This window comes from Oscillibacter sp. 1-3, from assembly GCF_000403435.2.
Lineage (GTDB): Bacteria > Bacillota > Clostridia > Oscillospirales > Oscillospiraceae > Oscillibacter.
In genome coordinates this window covers 16,615-40,643 of record NZ_KE159712.1, presented here as the reverse complement: position 1 = coordinate 40,643, position 24,029 = coordinate 16,615, and the positions used below count along the sequence as shown (strand labels likewise).

Genomic DNA, 24,029 nt, shown 5'->3' with positions numbered 1-24,029 from the left:
TGATGGCTACAGTATACCCGAAACGGAGGGAAAAGGGAAGCCCCTTCTTGACCCGCGCGGGCTTTTCCGCCCCGGCGGATGGTCAGGCGGCGGCCTGATCCCGCTGATAGGCCTTGTACCAGGCCTTCACGTCCATGTCCAGAAAGGAGTCCAGCGCCTCATTGATCGACTCGCTTTGCGGGCCGTCCGAGAAGACAATGTCCGCCGCCGCTGCCGGGAAGCAGGCCCGGATCTCCGGCCCGTAGAGGCCGCCGCCATGGGGCTGCCAGATCTCCGTCGCCTGGTAGCGGTCGTTGACATAGGAGAAAGAGACGGCCATAGCGGTGCTGCCGCCGGTACTCAGCTCATAGCCGCCCTCCGTCAGCTCATAGTCCCCGAAGGACACCAGGAGGTAGACTGTGCAGCTGCTGCCGCCCCACTGGGTGTCCAGCAGATAGTAGGCCACGCTGTGGTGGTCGTATTCGTGGGCGGAGGCGTTCTGCCGCCAGTAGCGCAGGGCTGCGTAGATGGCGCTGGTGAGGTCGGAGTGAGATTCTCCCAGGCCGAAGGCGTGGATGCCGGTGTGTTCCAGGAGCTTTGCGAAGAGGGCGGCGCCGTGCTCGTCCAGGTCCCGCTGGGTCCACACGGTGGTCTGGATTTTGTCCCGCAGATCCATTTGCAGTTCCTGGGGGCCTTTGTTGTGGAAGGCGTCCAGGGCCGTGAGGACCGCCTCCTGCTCCTCCTCCGGGTAGGTCCCCAGAAGGTTCAGGGTGCGGGTACCCAGCATGGAGAGCAGCGTTTCCCCGTCAATCTGGGAGGGGCGGAGACGCTGGTTTTCCAGCAGCGCCCGGGCGATCTCCGCCTGAAAGCCGGGAGAATCTGTGGAGAGGTCATGGGGAATATCGCTCTCCAGCAGGGTGTAGTGTCCGTCCTCCAGCAGGAACAGCAGATAGGGGGAGGTGGACATCAAGCCCTTAACCCAGCCGTCCTCCGTGAAGTCCATACCCCCCGCCAGAACCACCTTGTCCGGCTGGGAGGGGTGCAGCTCAAACCCTGCGGAGTAGACGGGCAGGTTCAGGCCGTAGGTGGAAAAGCCCGTCACCCGGGTGAGGCCGGAGAGCCGCCACCCGTCGTACAGGGCGGGCTCCCGCAGAAACTCGACCAGATTGGCCTGGCCCAGCTGGAAGACCGCCTCCGCCACCTCCGCCGGGACCAGGGCCTCAATATCCGCCAGGGTGGGACGGAGAGGGCCTGCCGCCGGGGCGGCCTCCTGATCCGTCAGCCGCTCCCACAGGGCCGCTCCGCCCTCGGTGAAGTCTGAGGACATTTCGTCAAATCTCCGGGTGTAATACTGGTACAGCTCCTCGTGGCTCAGGCCGCTGCTGGAGAAGGCGATATTGATCTCGATGAGGCCGTCCAGCGCGCCGCCGTAGGCGGAGATGAGATAACTCCGCAGATGGTCGATGACGGTCTCGCCGTCCTCCCGCTCCGCCATGCGGTTGAGGAAGGAGGCTTCGTTCATCAGGATCATGTCCGCCAGCACCTCTCCTTCCAGCTCCGTCAGGGGCAGTACGCCCATCTCGGCCAGGGTGTAGGTCATGTCGGTGCGGAACATCTCCATGCCGGGGGAGCAGTCGTTCTCCATGGCGGAGTAGAGATAGCGCCGTGAGCCGTCCTCCATCAGCTGGAAGTACAGATAGGTGCACTCCGGGTAGGTGTTGCAGTGCCAGGCGTCCTCCGTCAGGTAACTGCCCCCCGCCAGAATGACTCGCTCCGGCGTGGTGGTGTGGAACTCATAGTTGATGTTCCAGATCTCAAAGGTCAGCCCGCCCAGCGTCTCGGTCCAGGGGCCGCCCACGATCTCCAGCCGCCAGTCGTCGTACTCCGCCGGGGTGCCCCACATCTCTCCGTCCCCTCCGGTGACGCCGGTGTGCATCCGGGCATACTCGTAGCTGTCGTGAACCATTTGCCTGGCGGCCTCCAGCACATCCTCCGGAGCCGTAATGCCCTCTATCACATGGTCGATGGCGGCCCGTTCATCCTTGTAGAGCTGCAGGTTTTCCCCGTCAAAGTACACCTGCCGCACAGCGGTGCCGGTGGCCTGGCCGCCGCCGAAATCCCCCGGCAAAACAGCATCCGGGAAGGGAATCTCGGCGCTGAGGTACAGGTACCGGCCGTATTTGTTCCAGTAAGAGGGATAGAGGGAGACGGGGGCTGTCCAGCGCTCCGCCAGCAGGGCGGGGATGTTGGCCTCATACAGCTGCCCGTCCCGCTGGAAGAAGATCTGGGCGTCGTGAATGCCGGAGGATGCCAGTTCCCATGCCCCATTGCCGTCCAGGTCCGCCTCGGCCACAGACTCGCCGTAGGCCCGTGCCAGCAGATACGGCGTACCGCCGCTGTCCACGGTGTAGTAGTCGTTGAAGGTGGTGTAATACTCGCCGTCCTTCTGCGCCCGATAGGAGATGGTCACGCCGCTGTGGCCAAGCAGGTCGTGGAAGGAGCTGACATGCCTGGCGGCGTACTCCGGACTGACGTTTTCCGGAAGGGTGAGGAAGCAGTCCAGAGTCTGGCTTTCCACGGCGGCGCGGATGGCGCCGTCCACGGCTTGGTAGAGCACCAGTCTTCTGGCGTCGGTCACCGTCTCCGCCTCTGGGTCATAGATGCCGGTTTCCTCTACGAAGAACTGGTACAAAATCCGCTCTGCGTCCTCTGGGGCGCGCCGCTCCACCTCCAGCGCCTGGGGCGCATAGGGCGCAAGTCCCTCCAGAGAGATGGTCATCCAGGGCTCTCCCGCCGGATAGGCCGTGGGGACGGCGGGCCGCTCACAGAGGAGGTTGGAGGAGAACCAATACTCCCCGTTTGGAGCCTCCCGCAATGTGACGCACTTCCAGCCGTCGTCCATAAATCGGTCCTCATAATAGAGGCGGAGCAGGGCTCCCTCACGCTCTCCGGAGACGATGTCCACAGTGCCCCGGTAATTGGTGTCCCCGTGGAAGTGGTAGTAGGCGTCATAGTCCGGGAGATAGGTGAAGTTCTCCAGCCCTGCCTGGTTTGTCGCGGACAGGGGGATATTGGCATTTAGATTCAGTACGGTATCCATATCCTCGGCGGGGCACTTGGTCAAAGCGACGTCCGGGTCCTCGCCCTGGGCTGCCGCCTGCCGCTCCGCCTCGTCCGTCTCCGCCGGAAGGCCGGTGCCGTTGTAAAAGAGCTGGAAGAGATCGATGTCCCCCGGCTTTTCATAGGTGGAGGAGAGGAACTGGTTGTGGATGTTGAAACCCTCGCCGTTGAAAAATTCCTCGTTGAAATACCCCAGCTCATCGCCGGTGAGGGGACCGTCGGCCCGGGGGTTGCCGCCGCTGGCGGTTTCCGGTCCCTTGGTAGCCGCCCCGGTGAAGGTGGCGGCGCACACCACCACCGCCATGGCGATTACCGCGAGGAGGGCGATGCCCATGGTGCGGCGGCTCTCGGCAATGCGGGTGACGCGGTCTTTCAGCTGCTTTTTCCCCGCCGTCATGGTGGTGGCGGACAGCAGGGGGTTGGCGGGCCCCCGCTGTACGGGGATCAGAGAGAGGAGGGTTTTGCCGTAGGGGATGCGCTCCGCCTCGCCCAGGACGCAGATAGCGCCCTCGTCGCAGGCCAGCTCGCAGTCGTTGCGGCTGGCAATGGCGGCGGCCCACACCAGCGGGTTGAACCAGTATACCGCAAGACACACCGCCCGCAGGAGGGACCACAGGGGGTCCAGGTGGCGGGCGTGGGTCTCCTCATGGGCCAGCACGTGGCGCAGGGCCTCCGGTGAGGAGACGGCGGCGGGAGTCAGGTAGACGGCGGAGTGGAACAGCCCGAAGAGGCAGGGGGAGGGCAGGCCCGATTCCACCAGATACACCCGGCGGGAGCAGCCTTCCACGGGATAGGGCGTCCGGTGTTTCCGCAGTTTCCGCCAGAAGAGGAGGTTGGAGAGGAGGAACCAGACCGCCATTAGAGCCATGCCGCCGTACCAGACGGGGCGGAAGAGATCCTCCAGGGCGATCTGCCGCTGGTATACTGTGACAGCCTCCACCGGGGTGTTGAAGACATCCTGTGTGGAAAAGGTGAGGGTGTTGTCCGGCGTGGCAGGGCCCACTGCCACTTGGGGAATCTCCGGTACGACGACCTGTGCGCCGCCTTGGCCATAGATAGAGGCGGTGTTGGGCTCGATATAGAGCGACTCCGCGCGCTCTGTCACCGGCGAGGCCGCCGTCAGCACGTTGTGCTCCAGGGCGGGCAGGTTGACGGGCACCAGCAGCCGCACCAGCACCAGGGCCCACAGGGCGTACTGGGCCCGTCGGGAGATGGATTTCCGGAACACCCGCCGCAGAAGCAGCAGCGCCGCGATGAGCGCCGAGGATGTGATTAAAATCTCCTTCATGTTGTCTCGCCTCCCGCCTTTTCCAGAATGGCCGATAGCTCCGCAATGTCTGATTCCGTCAGCTGGCGGCTCTCCACCATGGCGCTCATCATCAGTCCCAGGCTGCCGCCGTAGACCTTGCCCAGGAAGCTCTCCGTCTCCGCCCGGGCGGCGTCCCGCCGGTCTATGGCGGGGAAGTACTGCTTGGCCCGCGCTCCCTCCTCATGGCGCACGGCCCCTTTGGCCTCTAGCCGGGAGAGCATGGTGATGACCGTGTTCTTGCTCCAGCCGGTGGCCGCCTTCAGTGCTGCCGTCAGCTCCGTGATGGTGCGTGGAGACTGGCTCCACAGGCAGTTCATCAGCTTCCATTCGCTGTCTGAGAGATTGATCTTCATAAACACACCTCCTTGGTATACGGTTGTCTACCTATACCATAGCAGAAAGGTAGACGGATGTCAACCGCAAAATGGTAACAAAAAAACCAAAAGCGTAACAGAGATGGGAGCATGCGAACAAGCGCCGCGCGAATGATCGCGCGGCGCTTGCCGGAGATTTGAAATTTTCAGTTTTCCGCCGGACGGCAGAAGTAGGGGCCGCACTGGGCCTCATGGGTGTGGGCGTAGGTCCAGGTGAAATCCCTGTCCACCAGATACCAGTCCGCCCCGGCCGTGGCCTCCGGCGGGCGCATAGACAATGCCTCCGCCTTGGAGACGGGCCGCACCCGGGACGCTCCCTGAGGCGGATACTCATTATAAAATAGGTAGAGGTCCTCCTCCGGCGCCTCCTCCAAAGCCTTTTTGGCGTCTTCACCCTCCAGGCAGGGAGCCAGCTTCCAGGAAAAGAGGTGCCAGAGGTAATTTCCGTCCGCCAGCACATGTTTGCCCAGGTCCGCCTCGGAGACGCCCTCGGCGAAGGCGTCCAGCCACCGCTCCCGGACCCGCCGGATGTCGGTGGGGAAGACTTCTGTCCAGGGGACCATAGTGCCCACCAGCCGGTTGATGGGCTGGCCCAGCTCATGGAACTTGGCCTCGTAGTCCGTCATGACCCCCATCGGGCCGTGCTCGTGGAGATTCCGGGTAACCTCCGACAGGGTAAAGCCGAATTGGGGGATCTCCTCCACAGAGAACTCGAACAACCCCTGGTTGTCGGTTTTGAAATGGATCTGGCCGCCCTCTTTCAGCACCTGGCGGTAGAGCTTCAAAAAGTTCCCGTGGGTCAGGCGGCGCTTGGCGTGCCGGCCGCTGGGCCAGGGGTCGCAGAAGTTGATGTAGATGCGGTCTGCCTCGCCGGGGGCGAAGAAGAAGGGCAGCTGGTCGGCATTGGCGTCGATGAAATAGACATTGGACAGCCCCGCTGCCGCGCACCGCTCCATGGCCACCACCATGGCATCCGGCACCCGCTCCACGGCGACGAACAGCACATCGGGCTCCGCCGCAGCTGTTCCGGCGGTGAAGCGGCCCTTGCCGCAGCCAAGCTCCAGCCGCAGCTCCCGGGCCTGGGGCATCAGCTCCCGCCAATGTCCCCTGCGATCATAGGGATTTTGGATCAGGCGGTCTCCGCACCGCTCCATCCGGGGAATCAGGTTCTTTTTTTTTCGCATGCGCATATGGAAAATCCTCCTGGGGCGTCAAAATATCAGACCACAAGGTGTTGTATAAGCTTCGCCATTGTATCACAGGAAATGGACTGTGTAAATGGTTTTCCGCAGCAGAACGGGGAGAATGTGTTAAGTGATTAACAAAATTGCATAAAATTTAACGAGTAATTTGTGGGAAATGTAAAAAAGCAGAAAAGGGGCAGTAATAGCCGCATTTTCCACTTGATAATTGCTGCCGGGGTCCCTATAATAACATTGTCAGTAAATTGGCAAAGTGCGGGTTTACTGCGATTTTCCGTAGGCTGAACGGACTCGGTAAATCCCGTACGCTCCACAGAAAATCGAAGCACAAAATTGAAATAACAGGAGGAACACACATGAAGGTAGCAATTTTTGGCGCTGGTACCATGGGCAGCGGCATTGCCCAGGTTTTCGCGGCGAAGGGCCACATCGCCCTGATGTATGCCAGCTCCGTCGCTTCCGCCCAGAAGCACAAGGACAAGCTGGCCGCCTCTCTTCAGAAGCGGGTTGAGAAGGGCAAGATGGAGCAGGCCGCAGCCGACGCCCTGCTGGCAAACGTGCTGGTGGAGGAGAAGTCCGCCTGCGCCGATGCCGACCTGATTATCGAGTGCGTCAAGGAGGATATGGCAACCAAGAAGGCGTTGCTCAGCGAGCTGGACGCCATGTGCAAGCCCGAGGCCATCTTCGCCTCCAACACCTCCTCTTTGTCCATCACCGAGATGGCCAACGGCCTCAGCCACCCCGTCATCGGTATGCACTTCTTTAATCCCGTCCCCAGCATGAAGCTGGTGGAGATCATCCGCGGCGCCAAGACCACCCAGGAGACCTTCGATGTGATCTGGAACCTCTCCAAGGAGATCGGCAAGGAGCCCGTGGAGGTCAACGAGGCCCCCGGCTTTGTGGTCAACAAGATCCTGATTCCCATGATTAACGAGGCCGCTGACCTGCTGGATACCGGCGTGGCCAGCGCCGAGGGCATCGACACCGCCATGAAGCTGGGCGCCAACCATCCCATGGGCCCCCTGGCTCTGGGCGATCTGATTGGCCTGGACGTGTGCCTTGCTATCATGGAGACGCTGTACAACGAGACCGGCGATCCCAAGTACCGCGCAAGCCTGCTGCTGCGCAAGAAGGTGCGCGCCGGCGAGCTGGGCCGCAAGACCGGCAAGGGCTTCTTTGATTATTCCAAGTAAAACCTGATTGAAAAGGAGTAAAAGGTATGGATTTTCATCTGACAAATGAGCAGCTGATGCTCCGTAAGATGTACCGCGATTTCGCCGAGAACGAAGTCAAGCCTCTGGCGGAGGAGGTCGACGAGACCGAGGAGTTCCCCATGGAGACCGTCAAGAAGATGGCCAAGCTGGGGATGATGGGTATCTACTTCCCCAAGGAGTACGGCGGCGCCGGCGGCGACGTCCTCTCCTACGCCATGTGCGTGGAGGAGCTGGCCAAGGTCTGCGGCACCACCGCGGTCATCGTGTCCGCTCACACCTCCTTGTGCTGCGCTCCCATCTTTGAGAACGGCACCGAGGAGCAGAAGCGCAAGTATCTGCCCGACCTGCTGAGCGGCAAGAAGATCGGCGCTTTCGGTCTCACCGAGCCCAACGCCGGCACCGACGCCTCCGGCCAGCAGACCACCGCCGTCCTGGAGGGCGACCACTATGTCCTCAACGGTTCCAAGTGCTTCATCACCAACGGCAATGTGGCCGACACCTTCGTGGTCTTCGCCATGACTGACAAGTCCAAGGGCAACCACGGCATCTCCGCCTTCATCGTGGAGAAGGACTTCCCCGGTTTCTCCACCGGCAAGCACGAGAAGAAGATGGGCATCCGCGGCTCCTCCACCTGCGATTTGATCTTTGAGGACTGCATCGTTCCCAAGGAGAATCTGCTGGGCAAAGAGGGCAAGGGCTTCAAGATCGCCATGCAGACCCTGGACGGCGGCCGGATCGGCATCGCCTCTCAGGCTCTGGGCCTGGGCGAGGGCGCCGTCAACGAGGCTGTCAAATACACCCAGGAGCGCGTCCAGTTCGGCCGCCGCCTGAGCCAGTTCCAGAACACCCAGTTCCAGCTGGCCGACATGCACTGCCGTATGCAGGCTGCCCAGTATCTGGTGTACGCCGCTGCCATGAAGAAGCAGAACCACGAGCCCTACTCCATGGACGCCTCCATGGCGAAGCTGTTCGCCGCCGAGGCCGCTTCCGACGTCACCCGCCGCGCCGTGCAGCTGTTCGGCGGCTATGGCTACACCCGTGAGTATCCCGTGGAGCGCATGATGCGCGACGCCAAGATCACCGAGATCTATGAGGGTACATCTGAAGTCCAGCGCATGGTCATCGCCAGCAACCTGGGCGTGAAATAAGATAGGAGGTAAAGGTAAAATGAAGATCATTGTTTCTATTAAGCAGGTTCCCGATACCTCCGGCAAGGTCGCTGTGAATCCCGACGGTACCCTGAACCGCGCTTCCATGCAGACCATCACCAACCCCGACGACATGAACGCCCTGGAGGCCGCCCTGAAAATGAAGGACGCCACCGGCTGCAAGGTTATCGTGGTCACCATGGGGCCCCCTCCCGCCGCCGGGATGCTCCGTGAGGCCCTGGCCATGGGCGCCGACGAGGCCATTCTGGTCTCCGCCCGTGAGTTCGGCGGCTCCGACACCTACGCCACCTCCCAGATCCTGGCCGCCGCAGTGAACCGCATCGGCGTGGAGTCTGACGACATTGTCATGTGCGGCCGCCAGGCCATCGACGGCGACACCGCTCAGGTAGGCCCCCAGATGGCGGAGAAGCTGCACCTGCCCCAGATCACCTACGCCGCCGAAATCACCAAGGACGGCAACACCGTCACCGTCAAGCGGATGCTGGAAGATGGCTATATGACCATCAAGACCCAGACGCCCTGCCTGATTACCTGCATCAAGGAGCTCAACGAGCCCCGTTACATGAGTGTGGGCGGCGTATTTGAGGCGTACAGCAAGCCCCTGACCACCTTCGGCTATGAGGATCTGAAGGACGATCCCCTGATCGACGCCACTACCATCGGCCTCAAGGGCTCTCCCACCAACATCTTCAAGAGCTTCACCCCGCCCCAGAAGGGCGCCGGCATGATGCTGGAGGGCGCTGACAAGGCTACCTGCGAGCAGCTGGCCGGGATTCTGGCCAAGAAGCACATCATCTGAGAAAGGGGATAAACGATTATGTCTAATTTCAACAGCGCGGATATTGCTGCTTTCAAGGATGTATGGGTGTTCTGCGAGCAGCGCGAGGGCAAGCTGATGCCCACCGATTTTGAGCTGATCTCCAAGGGCCGCGACCTGGCCAACGAGCTGGGCGTGAACGTCTGCGGACTGCTGCTGGGCGGCAAGGGCATTGAGGCTGCCGCCAAGGAGCTGGGCGGCTACGGCGCGGACAAGGTCTATGTCTGCGAGGACGAGAAGCTGGCCGTCTACAACACCGACGCCTACGCCAAGGTCATCTGCGACGTCATTGAGGAGCTCAAGCCCGAGGCGTTCCTGATCGGCGCCACCAACATCGGCCGCGACCTGGCCCCCCGCTGCGCGGCCCGCCTCCACACCGGCCTGTGCGCCGACTGCACCCACCTGGACATCGACGTGGCCAACTACATCCAGTTCCTGCGTGAGAGCAGCACTCTGGACGTGGACGGCCAGAAGTGGGACATGGAGGACCGGAACCTGAAGATGACCCGTCCCGCCTTCGGCGGCCACCTGATGGCCACCATCATCTGCCCCCGCTTCCGTCCCTGCATGGCCACGGTGCGTCCCGGCGTTATGAAGAAGAACGCCTTCGACCAGGCCAAGGCCGCCGCCTGCGTGATTGAGAAGCCCGCCTTCACGTTGTCCGACGCGGACATCCACACCGAGGTCACCGAGGTGGTGAAGGCCGCCAAGAAGCTGGTGGACCTGATCGGCGCGGACTTCATCGTGTCCGTGGGCCGCGGCATCAGCAAGGACGTGGAAGGCGGCATCAAGCTGGCCGAGGAGCTTGCCGCCGAGCTGGGCGGCGTCGTGGGCGGCAGCCGCGCCACCATCGACAGCGGCTGGCTCAGCGCCGACCATCAGGTGGGCCAGACCGGCAAGACCGTGCACCCCAAGGTGTACATCGCCCTGGGCATCTCCGGCGCTATTCAGCACAAGGCCGGCATGCAGGATTCCGAGTGCATCATCGCGGTGAACAAGAACGACACCGCCCCCATCTTCGAGATCGCCGACTACGGCATCTGCGGCGACCTGTTCAAGGTCACCCCCATGCTCACCGAGGCCATCCGCGCCGCCAAGGCCGCGAAGTAAGCTTTTTACAAGCGAAAAACAGGAGCCATCCCACGGAATGGCTCCTGTTTTATCTTTTGAACGCTGTCAGCTCCGATGGAAAAGCGGCTTGCAGTCAGTGAAGTCTACGGTCAGAGCATCCTGATCCAACAGATAGGAGAGATAAGAGCGGATTGTGCTTCCCACCAGTACATACTGGTTGAAGTCCATAGACAACTGGTAGTGCCAGAAGATCTTCTGCAGAACTTCCTCCGGGCTGGCGGGCGTCTCACAGAAGCGGAGGACCAGCTCGCAGATTTCCAGAACTTTGGCCCGATTCAACTGGGCCAGGGGGCGGATGTCCTCCGCCGGCTCCGCGTGGGCGGGAATGAAGAGGCGGCCCTCCAGGGAGCAGACTTTGTCCAAAGTGTCCAGATAGGCGGACACGTCGTATATGAAATTCACATGGTACTTTTCCACGATGTTGGCGCCGGAGAGGCAGTCCGCCAGGAACCAGACGCCGTCCGCTGTCTGGAAGCCGCACATATCGAAGAAATGTCCGGGGAGGGGGAGCATGGTTAGTCCCTGCGGCAGGTTTTCCACCGTCAGAGGCTGGCAGTCGCTGGGCTGGGCCAGCAGGAATTTGTTTCGCAGAGCCTTGCATGGAAAACCGCCGTAGAGAAAGGTGGGCTCCAGAATGGGGTGGGAGGTGATTGCGGCGTCGATCCCCGGGGCGAAGGCGGGAGCGCCCAGCCGCTGCTGGAGTATGGCATTGCCGCCGTTGTGGTCTGCATTGGCGTGGGTATTGAGGATGGCGGTCAGACGCCAGCCCTGGGCGTCAAAGATCTTTTGAACTTTCCGCCCCGCGTCCTTATCGTTGCCGCTGTCGATGAGGACGGCGTCAGTGCCGTTCAATTTCCAGATGCCCATCTTGGCGGGACACTGGATGTAATAGGTGTGCTCTGCGGCCTGAATCAGTTCATACATGGTACGGTCCCCTCTTTCACTTGTTGATCTGTTCGTCAGGAGGGAGATACTCCTCCTGAAAGCCTGCCTCCAGCAAGGTCTGGCGGGTGTCCGCTGAGCTGAAAAGAAAGGAATAGGATTCCCCGGTCCGCTGATAGGCGGAGATCAACGTATATGCGCCGAAGCGATAAATTGCCGTTTGGCACTGGTCGACATGGGCCCAGGCTCCGGCGGTCATAGCACCCTGCGCTTCAAGGGAGGCGGTCCAGGCATCTGCCTCCGACTGCGCCTGCGCGTCAATGAAGGTGAGAAAAGCGTCAACGGGGACGCCGTCATTGTTATTCCCCAGCAGTTCGGCGGCGTTTTCCAGCTCCGTCCGGTAGGCGTTGGTCTCCAGGGTCGCGAGATAGCGTGCGGTAGCGCCGCTGTATGGAAAGGGAGAGAAAAAGGCGGCAATGGGATCGTCCTCCAGCGACAGGAGCCGCCGCTGGGCCTCGGAGTCTTCCTGCGCAGTTTCTGCCTGGATGGCCCGGCGCTCCGCCGCCTCTGCGCGGGTTTTCCACTCCGCCGCCTGCCTCTCCGCCCTCCTCCAGGCCAGAGAGGAGAGGACGCAGAGGGTTCCCAGGCAGAGGGCCAGCAATGCTGACAGTTGTTTTTTCAAAGGTTCACCATCCTTCCCCATACAGGAAAATATTGAGATACACCATCAGAGTACCATGAACCTCCGTCCCAGTCAACAAGAGGCAGCAGGAAGTCCTGCTGCCCTAAAATTCCTGCAAGTTCAAAAAATTAAATTGCGTTATAGCTCACCATATAATTTTTGTAGTACTAGAGTCTGTTTGAAAAGGAGAACATATGCCATATATTACGGTTGAAAGCGGTACATTATCGGATGAACAAAAGGAAGAATTGATTAGACGCTTGACAGAAGTATCCTCTGAAATTATGAAAGTTCCGCAAGAATTCTTCGTGACGACCATCAAGGAAGTATCAGATAAAAATTTTGGAATCGGTGGGAAAACAATTGATAGAGTGAAAGCGGAATATATGAAGAACCATCAGTAACTTTTTTGGGGGCCCCTGTAAAGGCGGCTCCCCGTTTTAGATCTTTTGACGAGTGATTTTGTGCGGCGGCATTGAACGGCAGCAAGCTGAGAAGCGAGAAATGGGATATGAGACGGTCGTTCTGAAAAACCGCGGTTGACCTCCGGCGGTTTTTGTCCTAAAATGGTCTTTGAGATTATAGAAAACTGGTGAACATATGACTGATTTCAACAAACGCTACATCGCCGCCCGGCAGGCGGTCATTGCCCAGGATCTCCGGCGCCTGAACCCCATGCAGCGCCAGGCAGCCATGACCACGGAGGGACCGCTGCTCCTGCTGGCGGGGGCTGGCAGCGGCAAAACCACGGTCCTCATTCAGCGGGTCTACAACCTGCTGACCTACGGCAGGGGCAGCGACTGCCAGGAGGTGCCGGAGTGGGCCTCCAGGGAGGACCTGTCTTTTCTGGAGAATTTTCCGGAGCGCCCGGAGGCGCCGGACGCGGAGCGGGCCCGCCGCCTGTGCGCCGTGGACGTGCCCCGTCCCTGGGAGATCATTGCCATCACCTTCACCAACAAGGCGGCGGGGGAGCTGAAGGACCGCCTGGCGGCCCGTCTGGGGCCCATGGCAAACGATGTCTGGGCCTCCACTTTCCACTCCGCCTGTGTCCGTATCCTGCGGCGGGATGCCGACCGGATCGGCTTTGACAAGAACTTTACGATCTATGACACCGACGACTCCAAGCGGGTCATCAAGGATATTTTGAAGGATCTGAACCTGGATGAGAAGGCCTTTCCGCCCAAGAGCGTTCTGAGTATCATCAGCAGCGCCAAGGATCAGTACCAGAGCCCGGAGGACTTCGCCGCTCAGCACAACAGCGAGGCTGACTGGAAGCTGAGCCGGGTGGCCAAGGTCTATACGGCCTACGCAAAAAAGCTCCGCTCCGCCAGCGCCATGGACTTCGACGACATCATCTACCACACCGTCACGCTGCTGCGGCAGGAGCCGGAGGTATTGGCCTACTACCAGAACAAGTTCCGCTATGTACTGGTGGACGAGTACCAGGACACCAACCACCTCCAGTATCTGCTAACCAGCCTCCTGGCGGGGGGGCGGAAGAACCTCTGCGTGGTGGGCGACGACGACCAGTCCATCTATCGCTTCCGGGGGGCCAATATCGAGAACATCCTCAGCTTTGAAAAGCAGTACAAGAACGCCCGGGTGATCCGCCTGGAGCAGAACTACCGCTCCACCCAGAACATTCTCGACGCCGCCAACGCCGTCATCCGCAACAACGAGGGCCGCAAGGGCAAGACGCTGTGGACGGACAACGGCAGCGGTGAGACCGTCACCGTCAAGACCGCGTTCAGCGAGAGCGACGAGGCAAACTTTGTGGTGGGGGACATCATGATGGCGGTGAACCGGGGGCGGAAGTTCCGGGACGCCGCCGTGCTGTACCGCATGAACGCGCAGTCCAACGCCTTAGAGTACGCCATGCGCCGCAACGGCGTGCCCTACAAGGTGGTGGGGGGCATGAAGTTCTTCGACCGGGCGGAGGTCAAGGACATGCTGGCGTATCTCTGCGTGCTGAACAATCCCCTGGACGATCTGCGGCTGCGGCGGATTGTCAACAGCCCCGCCCGGGGTATTGGCGCAACCACCATGGACAAGGTGGCGGACCTGGCGGCGGCCCAGGGGGCGTCGCTGTATGAGATCATCCGCAACGCGGACCTCTTCCCGGAGCTGAAAGCCGCCAAGGCCAAGCTCCTGAAATTTGCCGACCTCATCGACGGCCTCCGCCGCCAGGGGGCGGAGCTGGCCCTGCCGGAGTTCTACGACGCTGTGTGTGACCAGAGCGGCTATGTCAAGGTTCTGGAGGAGAAGAACGATCTGGAGAGCCGGGGCCGCATCGAGAACGTGGAGGAGCTGAAATCCAGCATCCTGGGCTTTTTGGAGCGGGACCCGGAGGATGCCACCCTCTCCGGTTTTTTGAACGAGATCGCCCTGTACACGGACCTGGACTCCCTGGAGGGCGGGGACGACAGCGTCACCATGATGACCATCCACTCTGCCAAGGGCCTGGAGTTTCCTCTGGTCTACGTGGTGGGCCTGGAGGAGGGGATATTCCCCGGCAGCTCCGCCCAGTATGACCAGGAGGAGATCGAGGAGGAGCGCCGGCTGTGCTACGTGGCCATGACCCGGGCCAAGGAGAAGCTGACGCTGACCAATGCCCGCCAGCGGATGCTGTACGGACGCACCAGCAGCAACCGCTCCTCCCGGTTTCTGGACGAGATTCCGGAGGACAATATGCGCTGGGAGGGCAAGACGGAGCCCCGTTTCGGCGGCGAGGCTGGAGCCGGAGGCGGCTGGGACAGCGGCATGCCCCCCTATGGCGGCGCCTCTTATGGAGGCTACGGAAGCAGAACGGCCGGCAGTGCGGTCCGTTCCTACCGGGAGACGGTGGCCAAAGCCGCGCCGCAGCGTCCGGCGGCCAAAGGCGGCGCGTCCGCGCCCATGCTGGAGCTGCGGCCAGGGGACGAGGTGGAGCACACCGCCTTTGGACAGGGGACGGTGCTGGATGTCAAGCCCATGTCCGGCGACGCCATGGTCACCGTTCAGTTCCAGGGGGTGGAGAAGCCCAAGCGGCTGATGTTGAAATTTGCCGGAAGCCACATGAAGAAGCTGTGAATGAGGAAAGCGCGTCCCCGCCGGGGGCGCGCTTTTTGCGTCATGGAACGATTTCAATGCCCAGGATTCGTGCCACCACGGCGGCCTGACCGGCGTGGAGTTTGGCCCCTTTCAGCTCGGCGCAGGTCTCCGACAGGGACACCCGGTCCAGCGTGCAGGAGGAGAGGTCCGTCCCCTTGAGGGGGGTGCGGAACAGCTCCGCGCCGGTGAGATCCACAGTCTGAAAGGTGGTTTTGGAGATTTTGCACTCCGCCAGGGCGGACTCCGTGAGATTGCACTCCGCCAGGGCGCACCGCTCCCAGACGGTGCCAGTGAAGTTGGCATAGCGGAATACGCACTCTCGGAGGGCGCAGTCCTTGAACCGGCCGCGGCGGAAGTCGCCGCCGTCTCCCTTGCAGCCGGTGAGGCGGCAGGTCTTCCAGTAGCTGACGGGGAAACGGCACTCCGCAAACTGACAGCCGGTGAAATCGCAGTCGTAGAACGCCGCGCCGCTGAAATCGCAGCCGGTGAACCGGCAGGTGCGGAAGGAGAGCCGCCTGCAGGTCAGCTCTGAGAGATCCAGCGCCTCCGCAGTGATCCGGTCAAAGGTCAGAGCCTCCATCAGATCGCCGCCCTCCCGGGCCTCCTCCAGAGCCTGTTCCAGGGATTCCAAGGCGCTCATCTCCGTTTCCGCTCCGGCAGAAGAAGCTCCTCAAAGCTTTTGATATACACGTCGCAAAAGCCCCGCATCTCCTTTTCGTCGTGGCTGAAAAAGCTGTCGTATACGCCCACTACCCGCATTTTTGCGGCCCTGGCCCCCCGGCAGGCAGCCAGACTGTCGTCAAAGGCGGTGCAGTCCTCTGGGAGAACGCCGTGAACCTTTGCCGCCGCCAGCCATACGTCCGGCAGCTTCTTGTCCATTCCCAGCTCCTGGGCGAAGCTGATCCGCTCAAAGTACTTCTCCAGGTCCAGCTTCTCCAAGGCCATGTGACAGTGCTCCGGCACGCTGGAGGTCACCACCGCCATCCGCCGGCCCTCGGCCCGGCACTGCTTGAGGTACGCCCGGACGCCGGGCTTTACGCTCACGTGGGCGTAGGCGTCTTTGGCAAGCAGCATCCACTCCGCCATGATCTCCTCGCAGGACTCCGGCAGACGGCAGAACTCCTTGGTGAACTTGGCCGCCAGGGGAAAGATGGTGTGGGCCACGCCCTCGTAATAAGCGCGGGTATAGGGCAGGCCCCGCCGGGCCAGAAACTCCCGGTCCACGTCCTTCCAGACGCGGTTGGAGTCGATGAGTGTGCCGTCCATGTCGAAAAGAAGCATTGCCGCTCCTCCTTTTTCTCAGGTGTCTTTGCCCCAGTGGGCGGGGGCGGGGGTCTCGTCCAGCCCCAGAGGGATGGTGATGTCCGGGCGTCCGGGGCCGTAAATGGCCTGGTGGGCTTCCGTCAGGGCATCCGGATTTCCCGGATCTCCCAGGGTCAGCGCCTGGCACCGGATGCCGCAGGCGCCTATCTCATAGGCCCGCCGGCAGCCGCACCGCTCGTAAAAGCCGATCCGCCGGACCCGCAGGGCGTTTTCCGCCTCGTCTCTGCCGGGGACGGGGCTCTCCGCCTCGATGATGAGACAGGTGTTTTTGCCAAACCGCTCCTCCAAAAGAGACAGGATACGGCTGCCCAGCCCGCCGTTCCGCCGGGCGGCGGTGACGCCCAGGTAGTCCAGCAGGATATAGCCTGGGCGGTCCGGGCTGGTCTGGAGGGAGGCGTAGCCCAGCAGGGAGGAGCCGTCATACAGCCCCAGGAGGGTGTACCGTCCGCCGGCAATCAGATCCAGGATAAAGGGCAGAGGCTTCTGCTCGTTGGGGGGAAAGGTCCTGATGAACTCCCGGTCATACCAGTCCCGGATCTCCTGCTCGTTCATGGCTCTGAACTCCATGGAAGCTCCTTCCCGGCGGGGTGAAGATATGGAGAGGATAGGCTTGCCAATTTCCCGCCTTCATGATATTATATTTGGCAGTATATCACAGGAAGGAAGATTGGACAAGACATGAGAACAAATTGGATTCGACAGAACGTACTGCCGGTGGCGGCGGCGTTGATCTGGGGCACGGCCTTTGTGTTTCAGAGCGTGGGAGCGGATTACGTGGGCCCGTTTACCTTCAACGCTGCACGGTCGGCGGTGGCGTTCCTTTTTCTGCTGGTGCTGTGCGCGGCGCTGCGCCTTATGCGGCGGAAGGCCGGCGGAGAGGAGGCGGAGCGGTCCGCGCCGACATACCGCAAGGACCTGATTTTGGGCGGCGTGTGCTGCGGTGTGGCGCTGACGGTGGCCGCCAACCTCCAGCAAAAGGGCATCGAGAGCACCAGCCCCGGCAAGGCGGGCTTCATCACGGCGCTGTACATCGTCATTGTACCCATTTTGGGTCTTTTCCTCAAGAAAAAAGCCCCCAGGAGCATTTGGCTGGGTATCGTGCTGGCCGTGGCGGGGCTCTACTGCCTGTGCATCACCGAGGAGTTCACCATCGCCGCCGGTGATTTTTACATCCTGCTGTGCGCCTTCTGCTTCGCGGGCCACATTTTGGTCATTGACCACTTCACCCAAAAGGTGGACGGCGTGGAGATGTCCTGCATCCAGTTCCTGGTGGCGGCGGTGCTCTCCGCCGTGGGAATGCTGGTGTCGGAATCCCCTACCTGGGAGGCCATCCGCGTCTGCGCCTGGCCCATTTTGTACGTGGGCGTGTTCTCCAGCGGCGTTGCCTATACCTTGCAGATCGTGGCGCAGAAGGACTCCAATCCCACGGTGGTGTCTTTGCTGCTGAGTCTGGAGTCTGTATTTGCAACCATTGCCGGGGCCATCGCCTTCGGCAATCAGATGAGCGGGAAGGAGTACCTGGGCTGTGTGCTGATGCTGGCGGCCGTGGTGCTGGCCCAGCTGCCGGAGAAGAAGCGGGCAGAACAGTGAGCGCTGTCAAGAGCCGGTATAGAAGCAGGTACAGGCGCTTTGTGCGGAAGCACACGATCTTTCTGCTGTTAGATATATCGGGTTTGATGCTGTACTGCCTCGCTGTGATTGATCCTGCGGTTACAGCCATTCTCCATGGAAGCAGGACGTATGGCGGTCAGATGCTCCTTCTGCTGGTGTTTCCCCTTGTGTTTTTTGCGCTGTGGGCTGTTGCCGCGGTATGGGCGCTGTGGTATTTGCGGGGCATTTTGTCGCTGCTCAGAGGAAGCGTACTGGTAAAAACGGGGCGTGTGACGCAAAAGCGGAAAAGGACATATGAGGTAACAACCGTTCTGCCTAAGCATATGAAGCGGTCAAGTTACCAGCATTTGACGCGCCCCGAACGTTTTTACATCCGGGACCGCGATTGTGAGAGAGTCTTTCAAGCGGGGGATATGATCCGGGTAGTATATCCGGCTTCCCGCGTGCTCCGCACCGGTCCGCAGGGCATTCCGGCGATCTATGCCTTTTCAGGCGATGATGCCGGAGAGTGGCGGAACGTGTCCATGGAAGCGCTTTCCGGAAAAGAACTGCGCAAAAGGCTTGCTGTGTTTGGAATATTGCTCACGCTGGCCACGGCTGGACTTTTCTGCCTTTTGGCTTTTTTGTGGAACATTGTATGGGTAAACTCCTGGGGACAGGGGCGCCCGCTGGGAATTACCTCATTTTTTAACCTTCTGAAAAGCCGGGCAGGTTTTCAGGTGTGATTGCCACCAAAGAGAAAAAAGGAGGGACGCGGCGCGTCCCTCTTGATTTTTTACCAGAACTTATGCTATACTTACAAACTGTATGAGTATGTATGCGAGGTGATACCGTGCGCGTTGACGTACTGGGCGTCGGTTTTGACAATTTGACGCTGTCCGAGGCGGCGGAGCGGGGCATGGAGCTGCTCCATGCCGGAGGCACCCATTATGTGGTGACGCCCAACCCGGAGATTGTGGAGGTCTGCCGGGAGAACCCGGCGGCTCGAGCGGCGGTCAACGGCGCGGCACTGGTGCTGCCGGACGGCATCGGCGTCATCAAGGGTGCGGCCATGCTGGGCACGCCCCTGAAAGAGCGGGTGCCCGGAGTGGAATTTGCCGCCGGACTGCTGGAGAAGATGGCGGGGGAGGGGATGTCCCTCTATCTGCTGGGGGCCAAGCCCGGCGTGGCGGAGACGGCGGCGGAGCGGCTGCGGGAGCGGTATCCGGGACTGCGGATCGCCGGTTTCCACGACGGGTACTTTCAGGAGGACGGCCCCATTGTGGAAAACATCCGGCAGAGCGGAGCGGATACGGTGTTTGTGTGTCTGGGCGCGCCGAAGCAGGAGCTTTGGATGGCGAAAAACGGCTTGGCTACCGGCGCGCGTCTCCTCTGCGGTCTGGGCGGCAGTATAGACGTGTTCGCCGGTACGGTAAAGCGGGCTCCAAAGTTCTGGTGTGACCACGGTCTGGAGTGGTTTTACCGGTTGTGCAGCAATCCCCGGCGGCTGGGCCGCATGATGAAGCTGCCGGTGTTCCTGGTCCATGTGAGGCGGGCGGGGCGGAGAAAATAGGCGGCCTGTCCCGCTTGGGGCGAAGAGGACGGGGCGCTTTCGCGCCCCATCTTCCCGGTGGTCAGCAGCAGCTGTCACCGCAGTTGTTGTTGCAGCCGCAGTTGCAGTTACAGCCACAGTTGCAGTTACAGCCGCAGTTGCAGCCGTTCCAGTTTCCGCAGCCGTTCCAATTGCCGCAGCCGCAGGAGCCGCCCCAGTTTCCGCAGCCCCAGGAATTGCCGCCGCTGCTGCTGCCGCAGCAGCAGAACAGGACCAGGATGATGATGATCCACAGGCAGGAGTTGTTGCTTCCGTTGTTAAAACACATTTCAAACACCTCTCTTAAAGACTTTGGGATATTCTATGCGCCGGGTTTCCAGCTGGAGCCTGGCCATTGAAAAAATAATTCAGCTTAAAAAGCGGACGGGCCCGGCTGTGCCGGGCGCCGGGTATGGAGGTTTCAATGGCAGATTTTAGAAAGGGAGATACCGCCAGCTGGGATGCCGCTCAGGTGCGCCGCGGCCAGGCGGACCGTCCCCAACAAAACCAGAGCGCCCGCCGCCGGAAGAAGCGGCGGCGCATGAACCCGCTGCTGGCGGTGATTCTCTATGTGCTGATTGTGGTGGCCGCCTCGGCCACCATGGCCGGCGTGGGATGGCTGCTGGCGTCGGACCTGTGCGCCTTCAACCGGGGGGCAAAGATGGAGGTGACGGTGGAGATCTCCGCCGATGACACCCTGGACACTGTGGCGGACAAGCTCCAGGAGGCGGAGCTGATCCAGTACAAGTGGTTTTTCAAGCTCTTTGCCAAGTTTACCAAGGCTGAGGACAAGATCGGCATCGGCACCTATCGGCTGAACAACGACATGGACTATCATGCTCTGATCTCCGGGATGCGCAGCTCTTCCGGCAGCATGAGCGCGGAGACGGTGGACGTCACCATTCCGGAGGGCTACACCGTGGCGCAGATCATCCGCCTGCTGGCGGAGAAGGGTGTCAATACGGAGGAGAAGTTTCTGGAGGCCGCCAGGACGGCGGAATTCAATTATGATTTCATCGATAACGACTCCGAGGACATCAGCCGTCTGGAGGGCTATCTCTTCCCGGACACCTATCAGTTCTATGTAAACCACAATCCCCAGAGCGCCCTGGAGCGGCTTATCAGGAACTTTGAGCAGAAGATGATGGGCGAGGATGTCCAGGAGGAGCTGGAGACCTCTGGGCGCAGCATGAAGGAGATTGTCACCATCGCCTCCCTCATTGAACGGGAGACCGACGGCACAGACCAGGCCATGATCGCCTCCGTCATCTACAACCGCCTCAACGGCCCCGGCGACAAGCGGGGCACCTACGGAATGCTCCAGATTGACGCCGCGCTGCTCTACGCCCTGCCGGACCACGAGGGGGCCATCACCAATGCGGACTTGGAGACGGACAGCCCCTACAACCTGCGCAAATACGCGGGTCTGCCGCCTACGCCCATTGCAAACCCCGGCATGACCTCCATTAACGCAGCGCTGTATCCTACCTCCAGCGACTACTATTATTACGCTCTGGGGACGGATCACAAGCACCACTATTTCACCGACTACAACAGCTTCCTGAACTTTGTCAACAGCGACCAGTATGGCGGATAAGGAGAAAAAGCCGGAGCTGCTGGCTCCCGCAGGGGACATGGAGCGGCTGAAAATGGCAGTCCTCTACGGTGCGGACGCCGTGTATCTGGCGGGCACGGAATTTGGTATGCGGGCCTTTGCCGGGAACTTCACCCCGGAGGATCTGCCCCGGGCGGTGGACTACGCCCATGCCCACGGCGTCCGGGTCCACTGCACCATCAACACCATGCCCCGCAATGAGGAGATCGCGCGCCTTCCGGAGCATCTGGAGCGGCTGAACGACGCCGGGGTGGACGCCCTGATCGCGGCGGACCTGGGGACGTTTACCCTGGCGGAGCGGTACGCTCCCCGGTGCCGGCGGCACGTCTCCACACAGGCCAGCGTCTGCAACTACGAGACCGCCCGGGCCTGGCATGACCTGGGGGCCTCCCGGGTCATTCTGGCCCGGGAGCTGAGCCTGGAGGAGATCCGAGCCGTTCGGGAGAGGACGCCGCCGGATCTGGAGCTGGAGGCCTTCGTTCACGGAGCCATGTGCGTCAGCTACTCCGGCCGGTGCCTACTCAGCAACTATATGACCGGGCGGGATTCCAGCCGGGGGGCCTGCGCGCAGCCCTGCCGCTACCACTACGCTCTGATGGAGGAAAAGCGCCCCGGCGAATACTTCCCCATTGAGGAGGACGGCCAGGGCGCGTACATCCTGAATTCCCGGGACATGTGCATGATCGACCACCTGGATGATCTGTGCGCCGTTGGATTGAGCAGTCTGAAAATCGAGGGGCGGGCCAAGTCCGCCTATTACGCCGCCATCGTCACCGGGGCCTACCGCCACTGTTTGGACGCTGCGGCGGCGGGGGAGCCCCCGGACCCCGTGTGGAGGGACGAGGTGGAGCACGTCAGCCACCGGCCCTACGCCACCGGCTTTTTCTACGGCCCGCCGGGGCAGTACTATGAAAACTCCCGCTATATCCGGGATTGGCAGGTGACCGCCGTTGTGGTGGACTGCGACGGGGAGGGAAACGCGGTGCTGTCCCTGCGGAATAAATTCCGCACCGGAGACACCGTGGAGCTGGTAGGCCCGGATCTTCGCCCCTTCTCCATGACGGCGCCGGAGATGCGAAGCGAGGCGGGAGAGATTGTGGAGGAGCCCCGGACGCCCCAGATGCGCCTCTGTGTGAAGCTGCCCCGGGCGGTGCCGCCTATGACATTGGTGCGACATGGGGTAGAGTTATCAGCGAAGTGAATAGAAAACAGAAGGAGAGACAGCTATGAAAGCAGATGTTGTCATCGTCGGAGCGGGCCCTGCCGGGATCTTTACGGCCCTGGAGATGCTAAAGAAGGGCAGCCGTCAGAAAATCGTCATGGTGGAGAAGGGACAGAGCGTGGAGAATCGCCGCTGCCCAAAGGCCCAGACCCGCAAGTGTGTGAACTGCAAGCCCTACTGCCACATCACCACCGGTTTTTCCGGCGCCGGCGCCTTTTCCGACGGAAAGCTGTCGCTGAGCTATGAGGTGGGCGGCGACCTGCCTAATCTCATCGGCCCAGACCTGGCTCAGGAGACCATCAACTACGCTGACAAGATCTACCTGGAGTTCGGCGCGGACACCCACATCGAGGGGTTGGAGCACGAGGAGGAGCGGAAGGAGATCCGACGCCGGGCCATTCAGGCGGGCCTCAAGCTGGTGGACTGCCCCATCCGCCACATGGGTACCGAGAAGGCCCAGGCCATCTATCTGGCCATCGAACGGTTCCTCCAGGAAAACGGGGTAGAGATGTACTTCGGCTATGAGTGCAGCAACCTGATTTTGGAGAACGACGTCTGCAAGGGCGTGCGGATTTCTGACGGGAAGACGGACCTGGAGATCTGCGCCAGGCATACCGTTGTGGCCACCGGCCGCCGCGGGGCGGACTGGCTGGAGAAGCTCTGTGCCGAGCACAACATCGCCCATGCCCCCGGCACCGTGGACATCGGCGTTCGGGTGGAGGTCCGCAACGAGATCATGGAGACCGTGAACCGGGTGCTGTATGAGTCCAAGCTGGTGGGCTATCCCCAGCCCTTCAAGAACAAGGTGCGCACTTTCTGCCAGAATCCCGGCGGCTTTGTCAGCCAGGAGAACTACGACAACAACCTGGCGGTAGTCAACGGCCACTCCTATAAAGAGATGAAAAGCGACAACACAAACCTCTCCATTCTCTGTTCCCACAATTTCAGCGTCCCCTTCAACCAGCCCATTGCCTACGCCCAGAAGGTGGGCGAGCTGACCAATATGCTGGCCAACGGCCACATTCTGGTCCAGCGGTTCGGCGACATCCTGGACGGCAAGCGCACCTGGGAGAAGGAGCTGGCCCAGTCCAACATCCGGCCCACGCTGCCTGACGCCGTGGCCGGGGACATCACCGCCGCCATGCCCTACCGGTCCATGATTAACATCATCGGCTTCATTAAGGCCATGGATTATGTGGTGCCGGGCTTTGCCGCCACAGAGACGCTGCTGTATTCTCCAGAGCTGAAATTCTACTCCAACCGGGTGAAGATGGACACGGATTTCAACACCAGCCTCCAGGGCCTCCACTGTCTAGGGGACAGCTCTGGCTGGACCCGGGGACTGATGATGGCCTCCATTATGGGTGTTTTGATGGGACGGAAGATCGCGGAAGAGGGATAAAAATAAGCGGGAACGGCCTGGGAAGGGCCGTTCCCGCTTATTTTAAGCCTTTTACATAAGTCCAAACCCACGGCTTAGTGCGAAATTTGCCTGGAAATTTGCAAGTTTGTCTTATGTAAACAGGCTCTTGAAGCTGTATCAATAGCCGCCGCACACGGCTTGACGGGAAAATTCCCGCTGAGTCAGAAGACCTTGCGCTCTCATAATAACCGCGTTCTTTCCCTGCCATCTATAGCGGTCTTCAAAATTGTGAGCACCAGGCCGCCGGGTGCGGCGGCCCCGGCGCATTTCCTGCAGGGGCCGGCCTGGTTGTCAGG

At 61.2% G+C, this 24,029-nt stretch carries 21 protein-coding genes; 12 read left to right on the top strand and 9 right to left on the bottom strand.

Features of this window, described 5'->3' with window-relative positions; genetic code table 11:
• Window positions 1–82 precede the first annotated feature (82 nt).
• The 3 genes from C816_RS22175 to trmB all read right to left on the bottom strand — a co-directional run bounded on the left by C816_RS22175 (window position 83) and on the right by trmB (window position 5,972).
• Window positions 83–4,387, bottom strand: a complete 4,305-nt coding sequence (locus C816_RS22175) for a M56 family metallopeptidase (protein ID WP_016324317.1) — start codon at window positions 4,385–4,387, stop codon at window positions 83–85.
• A complete protein-coding gene (locus C816_RS20440) occupies window positions 4,384–4,761 on the bottom strand; it encodes a BlaI/MecI/CopY family transcriptional regulator (RefSeq protein WP_016324316.1) in 378 nt (125 codons plus the stop codon). Before C816_RS20440 ends, C816_RS22175 begins: the two co-directional genes overlap by 4 nt.
• A gap of 167 nt (window positions 4,762–4,928) precedes the next feature.
• Window positions 4,929–5,972, bottom strand: coding sequence for a tRNA (guanosine(46)-N7)-methyltransferase TrmB (gene trmB / locus C816_RS24400; RefSeq protein ID WP_016324315.1), 1,044 nt, complete (start codon window positions 5,970–5,972; stop codon window positions 4,929–4,931).
• A gap of 368 nt (window positions 5,973–6,340) precedes the next feature.
• Here trmB and C816_RS20430 point away from each other — a divergent pair, with 368 nt between their 5' ends.
• From C816_RS20430 to acrA, 4 genes are read left to right on the top strand one after another with little or no spacing between them, the layout of a single operon-like run.
• Window positions 6,341–7,177, top strand: a complete 837-nt coding sequence (locus tag C816_RS20430) for a 3-hydroxyacyl-CoA dehydrogenase family protein (protein WP_016324314.1) — start codon at window positions 6,341–6,343, stop codon at window positions 7,175–7,177.
• Between the two features lie 26 nt (window positions 7,178–7,203).
• On the top strand, window positions 7,204–8,346 hold the full coding sequence (locus C816_RS20425) for an acyl-CoA dehydrogenase (RefSeq protein WP_016324313.1): 1,143 nt from the start codon (window positions 7,204–7,206) through the stop codon (window positions 8,344–8,346).
• A 19-nt stretch (window positions 8,347–8,365) separates the two neighbouring features.
• Window positions 8,366–9,166, top strand: a complete 801-nt coding sequence (acrB, locus tag C816_RS20420) for an acryloyl-CoA reductase electron transfer subunit gamma (protein WP_016324312.1) — start codon at window positions 8,366–8,368, stop codon at window positions 9,164–9,166.
• Between the two features lie 18 nt (window positions 9,167–9,184).
• On the top strand, window positions 9,185–10,294 hold the full coding sequence (gene acrA, locus C816_RS20415; protein WP_016322075.1) for an acryloyl-CoA reductase electron transfer subunit beta: 1,110 nt from the start codon (window positions 9,185–9,187) through the stop codon (window positions 10,292–10,294).
• Window positions 10,295–10,360: 66 nt separating this feature from the next.
• On the opposite strand, the gene C816_RS20410 is transcribed toward acrA, so the two are convergent.
• Together C816_RS20410 and C816_RS20405 are read right to left on the bottom strand one after the other, a co-directional pair.
• Window positions 10,361–11,239 (bottom strand): MBL fold metallo-hydrolase, encoded by an 879-nt coding sequence (locus C816_RS20410; RefSeq protein WP_016324311.1) that lies wholly within the window; start codon window positions 11,237–11,239, stop codon window positions 10,361–10,363.
• A gap of 16 nt (window positions 11,240–11,255) precedes the next feature.
• Window positions 11,256–11,879, bottom strand: coding sequence for a hypothetical protein (locus C816_RS20405; RefSeq protein WP_016324310.1), 624 nt, complete (start codon window positions 11,877–11,879; stop codon window positions 11,256–11,258).
• A 194-nt stretch (window positions 11,880–12,073) separates the two neighbouring features.
• Between C816_RS20405 and dmpI the strand changes: the two genes are divergently transcribed.
• Together dmpI and C816_RS20395 are read left to right on the top strand one after the other, a co-directional pair.
• Complete coding sequence (gene dmpI, locus C816_RS20400; protein ID WP_016324309.1) at window positions 12,074–12,283, top strand: 4-oxalocrotonate tautomerase DmpI; 210 nt, start codon at window positions 12,074–12,076, stop codon at window positions 12,281–12,283.
• A gap of 196 nt (window positions 12,284–12,479) precedes the next feature.
• Window positions 12,480–14,948, top strand: coding sequence for an ATP-dependent helicase (locus tag C816_RS20395; RefSeq protein ID WP_016324308.1), 2,469 nt, complete (start codon window positions 12,480–12,482; stop codon window positions 14,946–14,948).
• A 40-nt stretch (window positions 14,949–14,988) separates the two neighbouring features.
• Here the strand turns inward: C816_RS20395 and C816_RS20390 are convergent, their stop codons facing one another.
• From C816_RS20390 to C816_RS20380, 3 genes are read right to left on the bottom strand one after another with little or no spacing between them, the layout of a single operon-like run.
• Entirely contained in the window at window positions 14,989–15,609 is a 621-nt protein-coding gene (locus tag C816_RS20390) for a pentapeptide repeat-containing protein (protein ID WP_016324307.1), read from the bottom strand.
• Window positions 15,606–16,250, bottom strand: a complete 645-nt coding sequence (locus C816_RS20385; RefSeq protein WP_016324306.1) for an HAD family hydrolase — start codon at window positions 16,248–16,250, stop codon at window positions 15,606–15,608. Before C816_RS20385 ends, C816_RS20390 begins: the two co-directional genes overlap by 4 nt.
• 18 nt (window positions 16,251–16,268) lie before the next feature.
• Window positions 16,269–16,859, bottom strand: a complete 591-nt coding sequence (locus C816_RS20380) for a GNAT family N-acetyltransferase (RefSeq protein WP_016324305.1) — start codon at window positions 16,857–16,859, stop codon at window positions 16,269–16,271.
• Window positions 16,860–16,970: 111 nt separating this feature from the next.
• Between C816_RS20380 and C816_RS20375 the strand changes: the two genes are divergently transcribed.
• The 3 genes from C816_RS20375 (at window position 16,971) to C816_RS20365 (ending at window position 19,455) form a co-directional block, all read left to right on the top strand.
• Complete coding sequence (locus C816_RS20375) at window positions 16,971–17,882, top strand: DMT family transporter (RefSeq protein ID WP_016324304.1); 912 nt, start codon at window positions 16,971–16,973, stop codon at window positions 17,880–17,882.
• A 41-nt stretch (window positions 17,883–17,923) separates the two neighbouring features.
• A complete protein-coding gene (locus C816_RS20370; protein ID WP_155979127.1) occupies window positions 17,924–18,628 on the top strand; it encodes a hypothetical protein in 705 nt (234 codons plus the stop codon).
• Window positions 18,629–18,720: 92 nt separating this feature from the next.
• Entirely contained in the window at window positions 18,721–19,455 is a 735-nt protein-coding gene (locus C816_RS20365; protein WP_016324302.1) for a WecB/TagA/CpsF family glycosyltransferase, read from the top strand.
• A 61-nt stretch (window positions 19,456–19,516) separates the two neighbouring features.
• Here the strand turns inward: C816_RS20365 and C816_RS20360 are convergent, their stop codons facing one another.
• Window positions 19,517–19,762, bottom strand: a complete 246-nt coding sequence (locus C816_RS20360) for a hypothetical protein (RefSeq protein WP_016324301.1) — start codon at window positions 19,760–19,762, stop codon at window positions 19,517–19,519.
• 135 nt (window positions 19,763–19,897) lie between these two features.
• Between C816_RS20360 and mltG the strand changes: the two genes are divergently transcribed.
• The 3 genes from mltG to C816_RS20345 are packed head-to-tail and all read left to right on the top strand — an operon-like array spanning window position 19,898 to window position 23,712.
• Window positions 19,898–21,070, top strand: coding sequence for an endolytic transglycosylase MltG (mltG, locus tag C816_RS20355; RefSeq protein ID WP_016324300.1), 1,173 nt, complete (start codon window positions 19,898–19,900; stop codon window positions 21,068–21,070).
• The gene (locus C816_RS20350) at window positions 21,060–22,289 is read left to right on the top strand and encodes a peptidase U32 family protein (protein ID WP_016324299.1); all 1,230 of its coding nucleotides are present in this window, start codon (window positions 21,060–21,062) and stop codon (window positions 22,287–22,289) included. The genes mltG and C816_RS20350 overlap by 11 nt, the downstream gene beginning before the upstream one ends.
• A 25-nt stretch (window positions 22,290–22,314) precedes the next feature.
• Window positions 22,315–23,712: an NAD(P)/FAD-dependent oxidoreductase gene (locus tag C816_RS20345; RefSeq protein ID WP_016324298.1), complete on the top strand. Its 1,398-nt coding sequence runs from the start codon at window positions 22,315–22,317 to the stop codon at window positions 23,710–23,712.
• Window positions 23,713–24,029 lie beyond the last annotated feature (317 nt).

Bases quoted from the DNA above. Each gene is read 5' to 3' on its own strand.
- C816_RS22175 (WP_016324317.1), bottom strand. From the start codon at position 4,387: ATGAAGGAGATTTTAATCACATCCTCGGCGCTCATCGCGGCGCTGCTG.
- C816_RS20440 (WP_016324316.1), bottom strand. From the start codon at position 4,761: ATGAAGATCAATCTCTCAGACAGCGAATGGAAGCTGATGAACTGCCTG.
- trmB (WP_016324315.1), bottom strand. From the start codon at position 5,972: ATGCGCATGCGAAAAAAAAAGAACCTGATTCCCCGGATGGAGCGGTGC.
- C816_RS20430 (WP_016324314.1), top strand. From the start codon at position 6,341: ATGAAGGTAGCAATTTTTGGCGCTGGTACCATGGGCAGCGGCATTGCC.
- C816_RS20425 (WP_016324313.1), top strand. From the start codon at position 7,204: ATGGATTTTCATCTGACAAATGAGCAGCTGATGCTCCGTAAGATGTAC.
- acrB (WP_016324312.1), top strand. From the start codon at position 8,366: ATGAAGATCATTGTTTCTATTAAGCAGGTTCCCGATACCTCCGGCAAG.
- acrA (WP_016322075.1), top strand. From the start codon at position 9,185: ATGTCTAATTTCAACAGCGCGGATATTGCTGCTTTCAAGGATGTATGG.
- C816_RS20410 (WP_016324311.1), bottom strand. From the start codon at position 11,239: ATGTATGAACTGATTCAGGCCGCAGAGCACACCTATTACATCCAGTGT.
- dmpI (WP_016324309.1), top strand. From the start codon at position 12,074: ATGCCATATATTACGGTTGAAAGCGGTACATTATCGGATGAACAAAAG.
- C816_RS20395 (WP_016324308.1), top strand. From the start codon at position 12,480: ATGACTGATTTCAACAAACGCTACATCGCCGCCCGGCAGGCGGTCATT.
- C816_RS20390 (WP_016324307.1), bottom strand. From the start codon at position 15,609: ATGAGCGCCTTGGAATCCCTGGAACAGGCTCTGGAGGAGGCCCGGGAG.
- C816_RS20385 (WP_016324306.1), bottom strand. From the start codon at position 16,250: ATGCTTCTTTTCGACATGGACGGCACACTCATCGACTCCAACCGCGTC.
- C816_RS20380 (WP_016324305.1), bottom strand. From the start codon at position 16,859: ATGGAGTTCAGAGCCATGAACGAGCAGGAGATCCGGGACTGGTATGAC.
- C816_RS20375 (WP_016324304.1), top strand. From the start codon at position 16,971: ATGAGAACAAATTGGATTCGACAGAACGTACTGCCGGTGGCGGCGGCG.
- C816_RS20365 (WP_016324302.1), top strand. From the start codon at position 18,721: ATGCGAGGTGATACCGTGCGCGTTGACGTACTGGGCGTCGGTTTTGAC.
- C816_RS20360 (WP_016324301.1), bottom strand. From the start codon at position 19,762: ATGTGTTTTAACAACGGAAGCAACAACTCCTGCCTGTGGATCATCATC.
- mltG (WP_016324300.1), top strand. From the start codon at position 19,898: ATGGCAGATTTTAGAAAGGGAGATACCGCCAGCTGGGATGCCGCTCAG.
- C816_RS20350 (WP_016324299.1), top strand. From the start codon at position 21,060: ATGGCGGATAAGGAGAAAAAGCCGGAGCTGCTGGCTCCCGCAGGGGAC.
- C816_RS20345 (WP_016324298.1), top strand. From the start codon at position 22,315: ATGAAAGCAGATGTTGTCATCGTCGGAGCGGGCCCTGCCGGGATCTTT.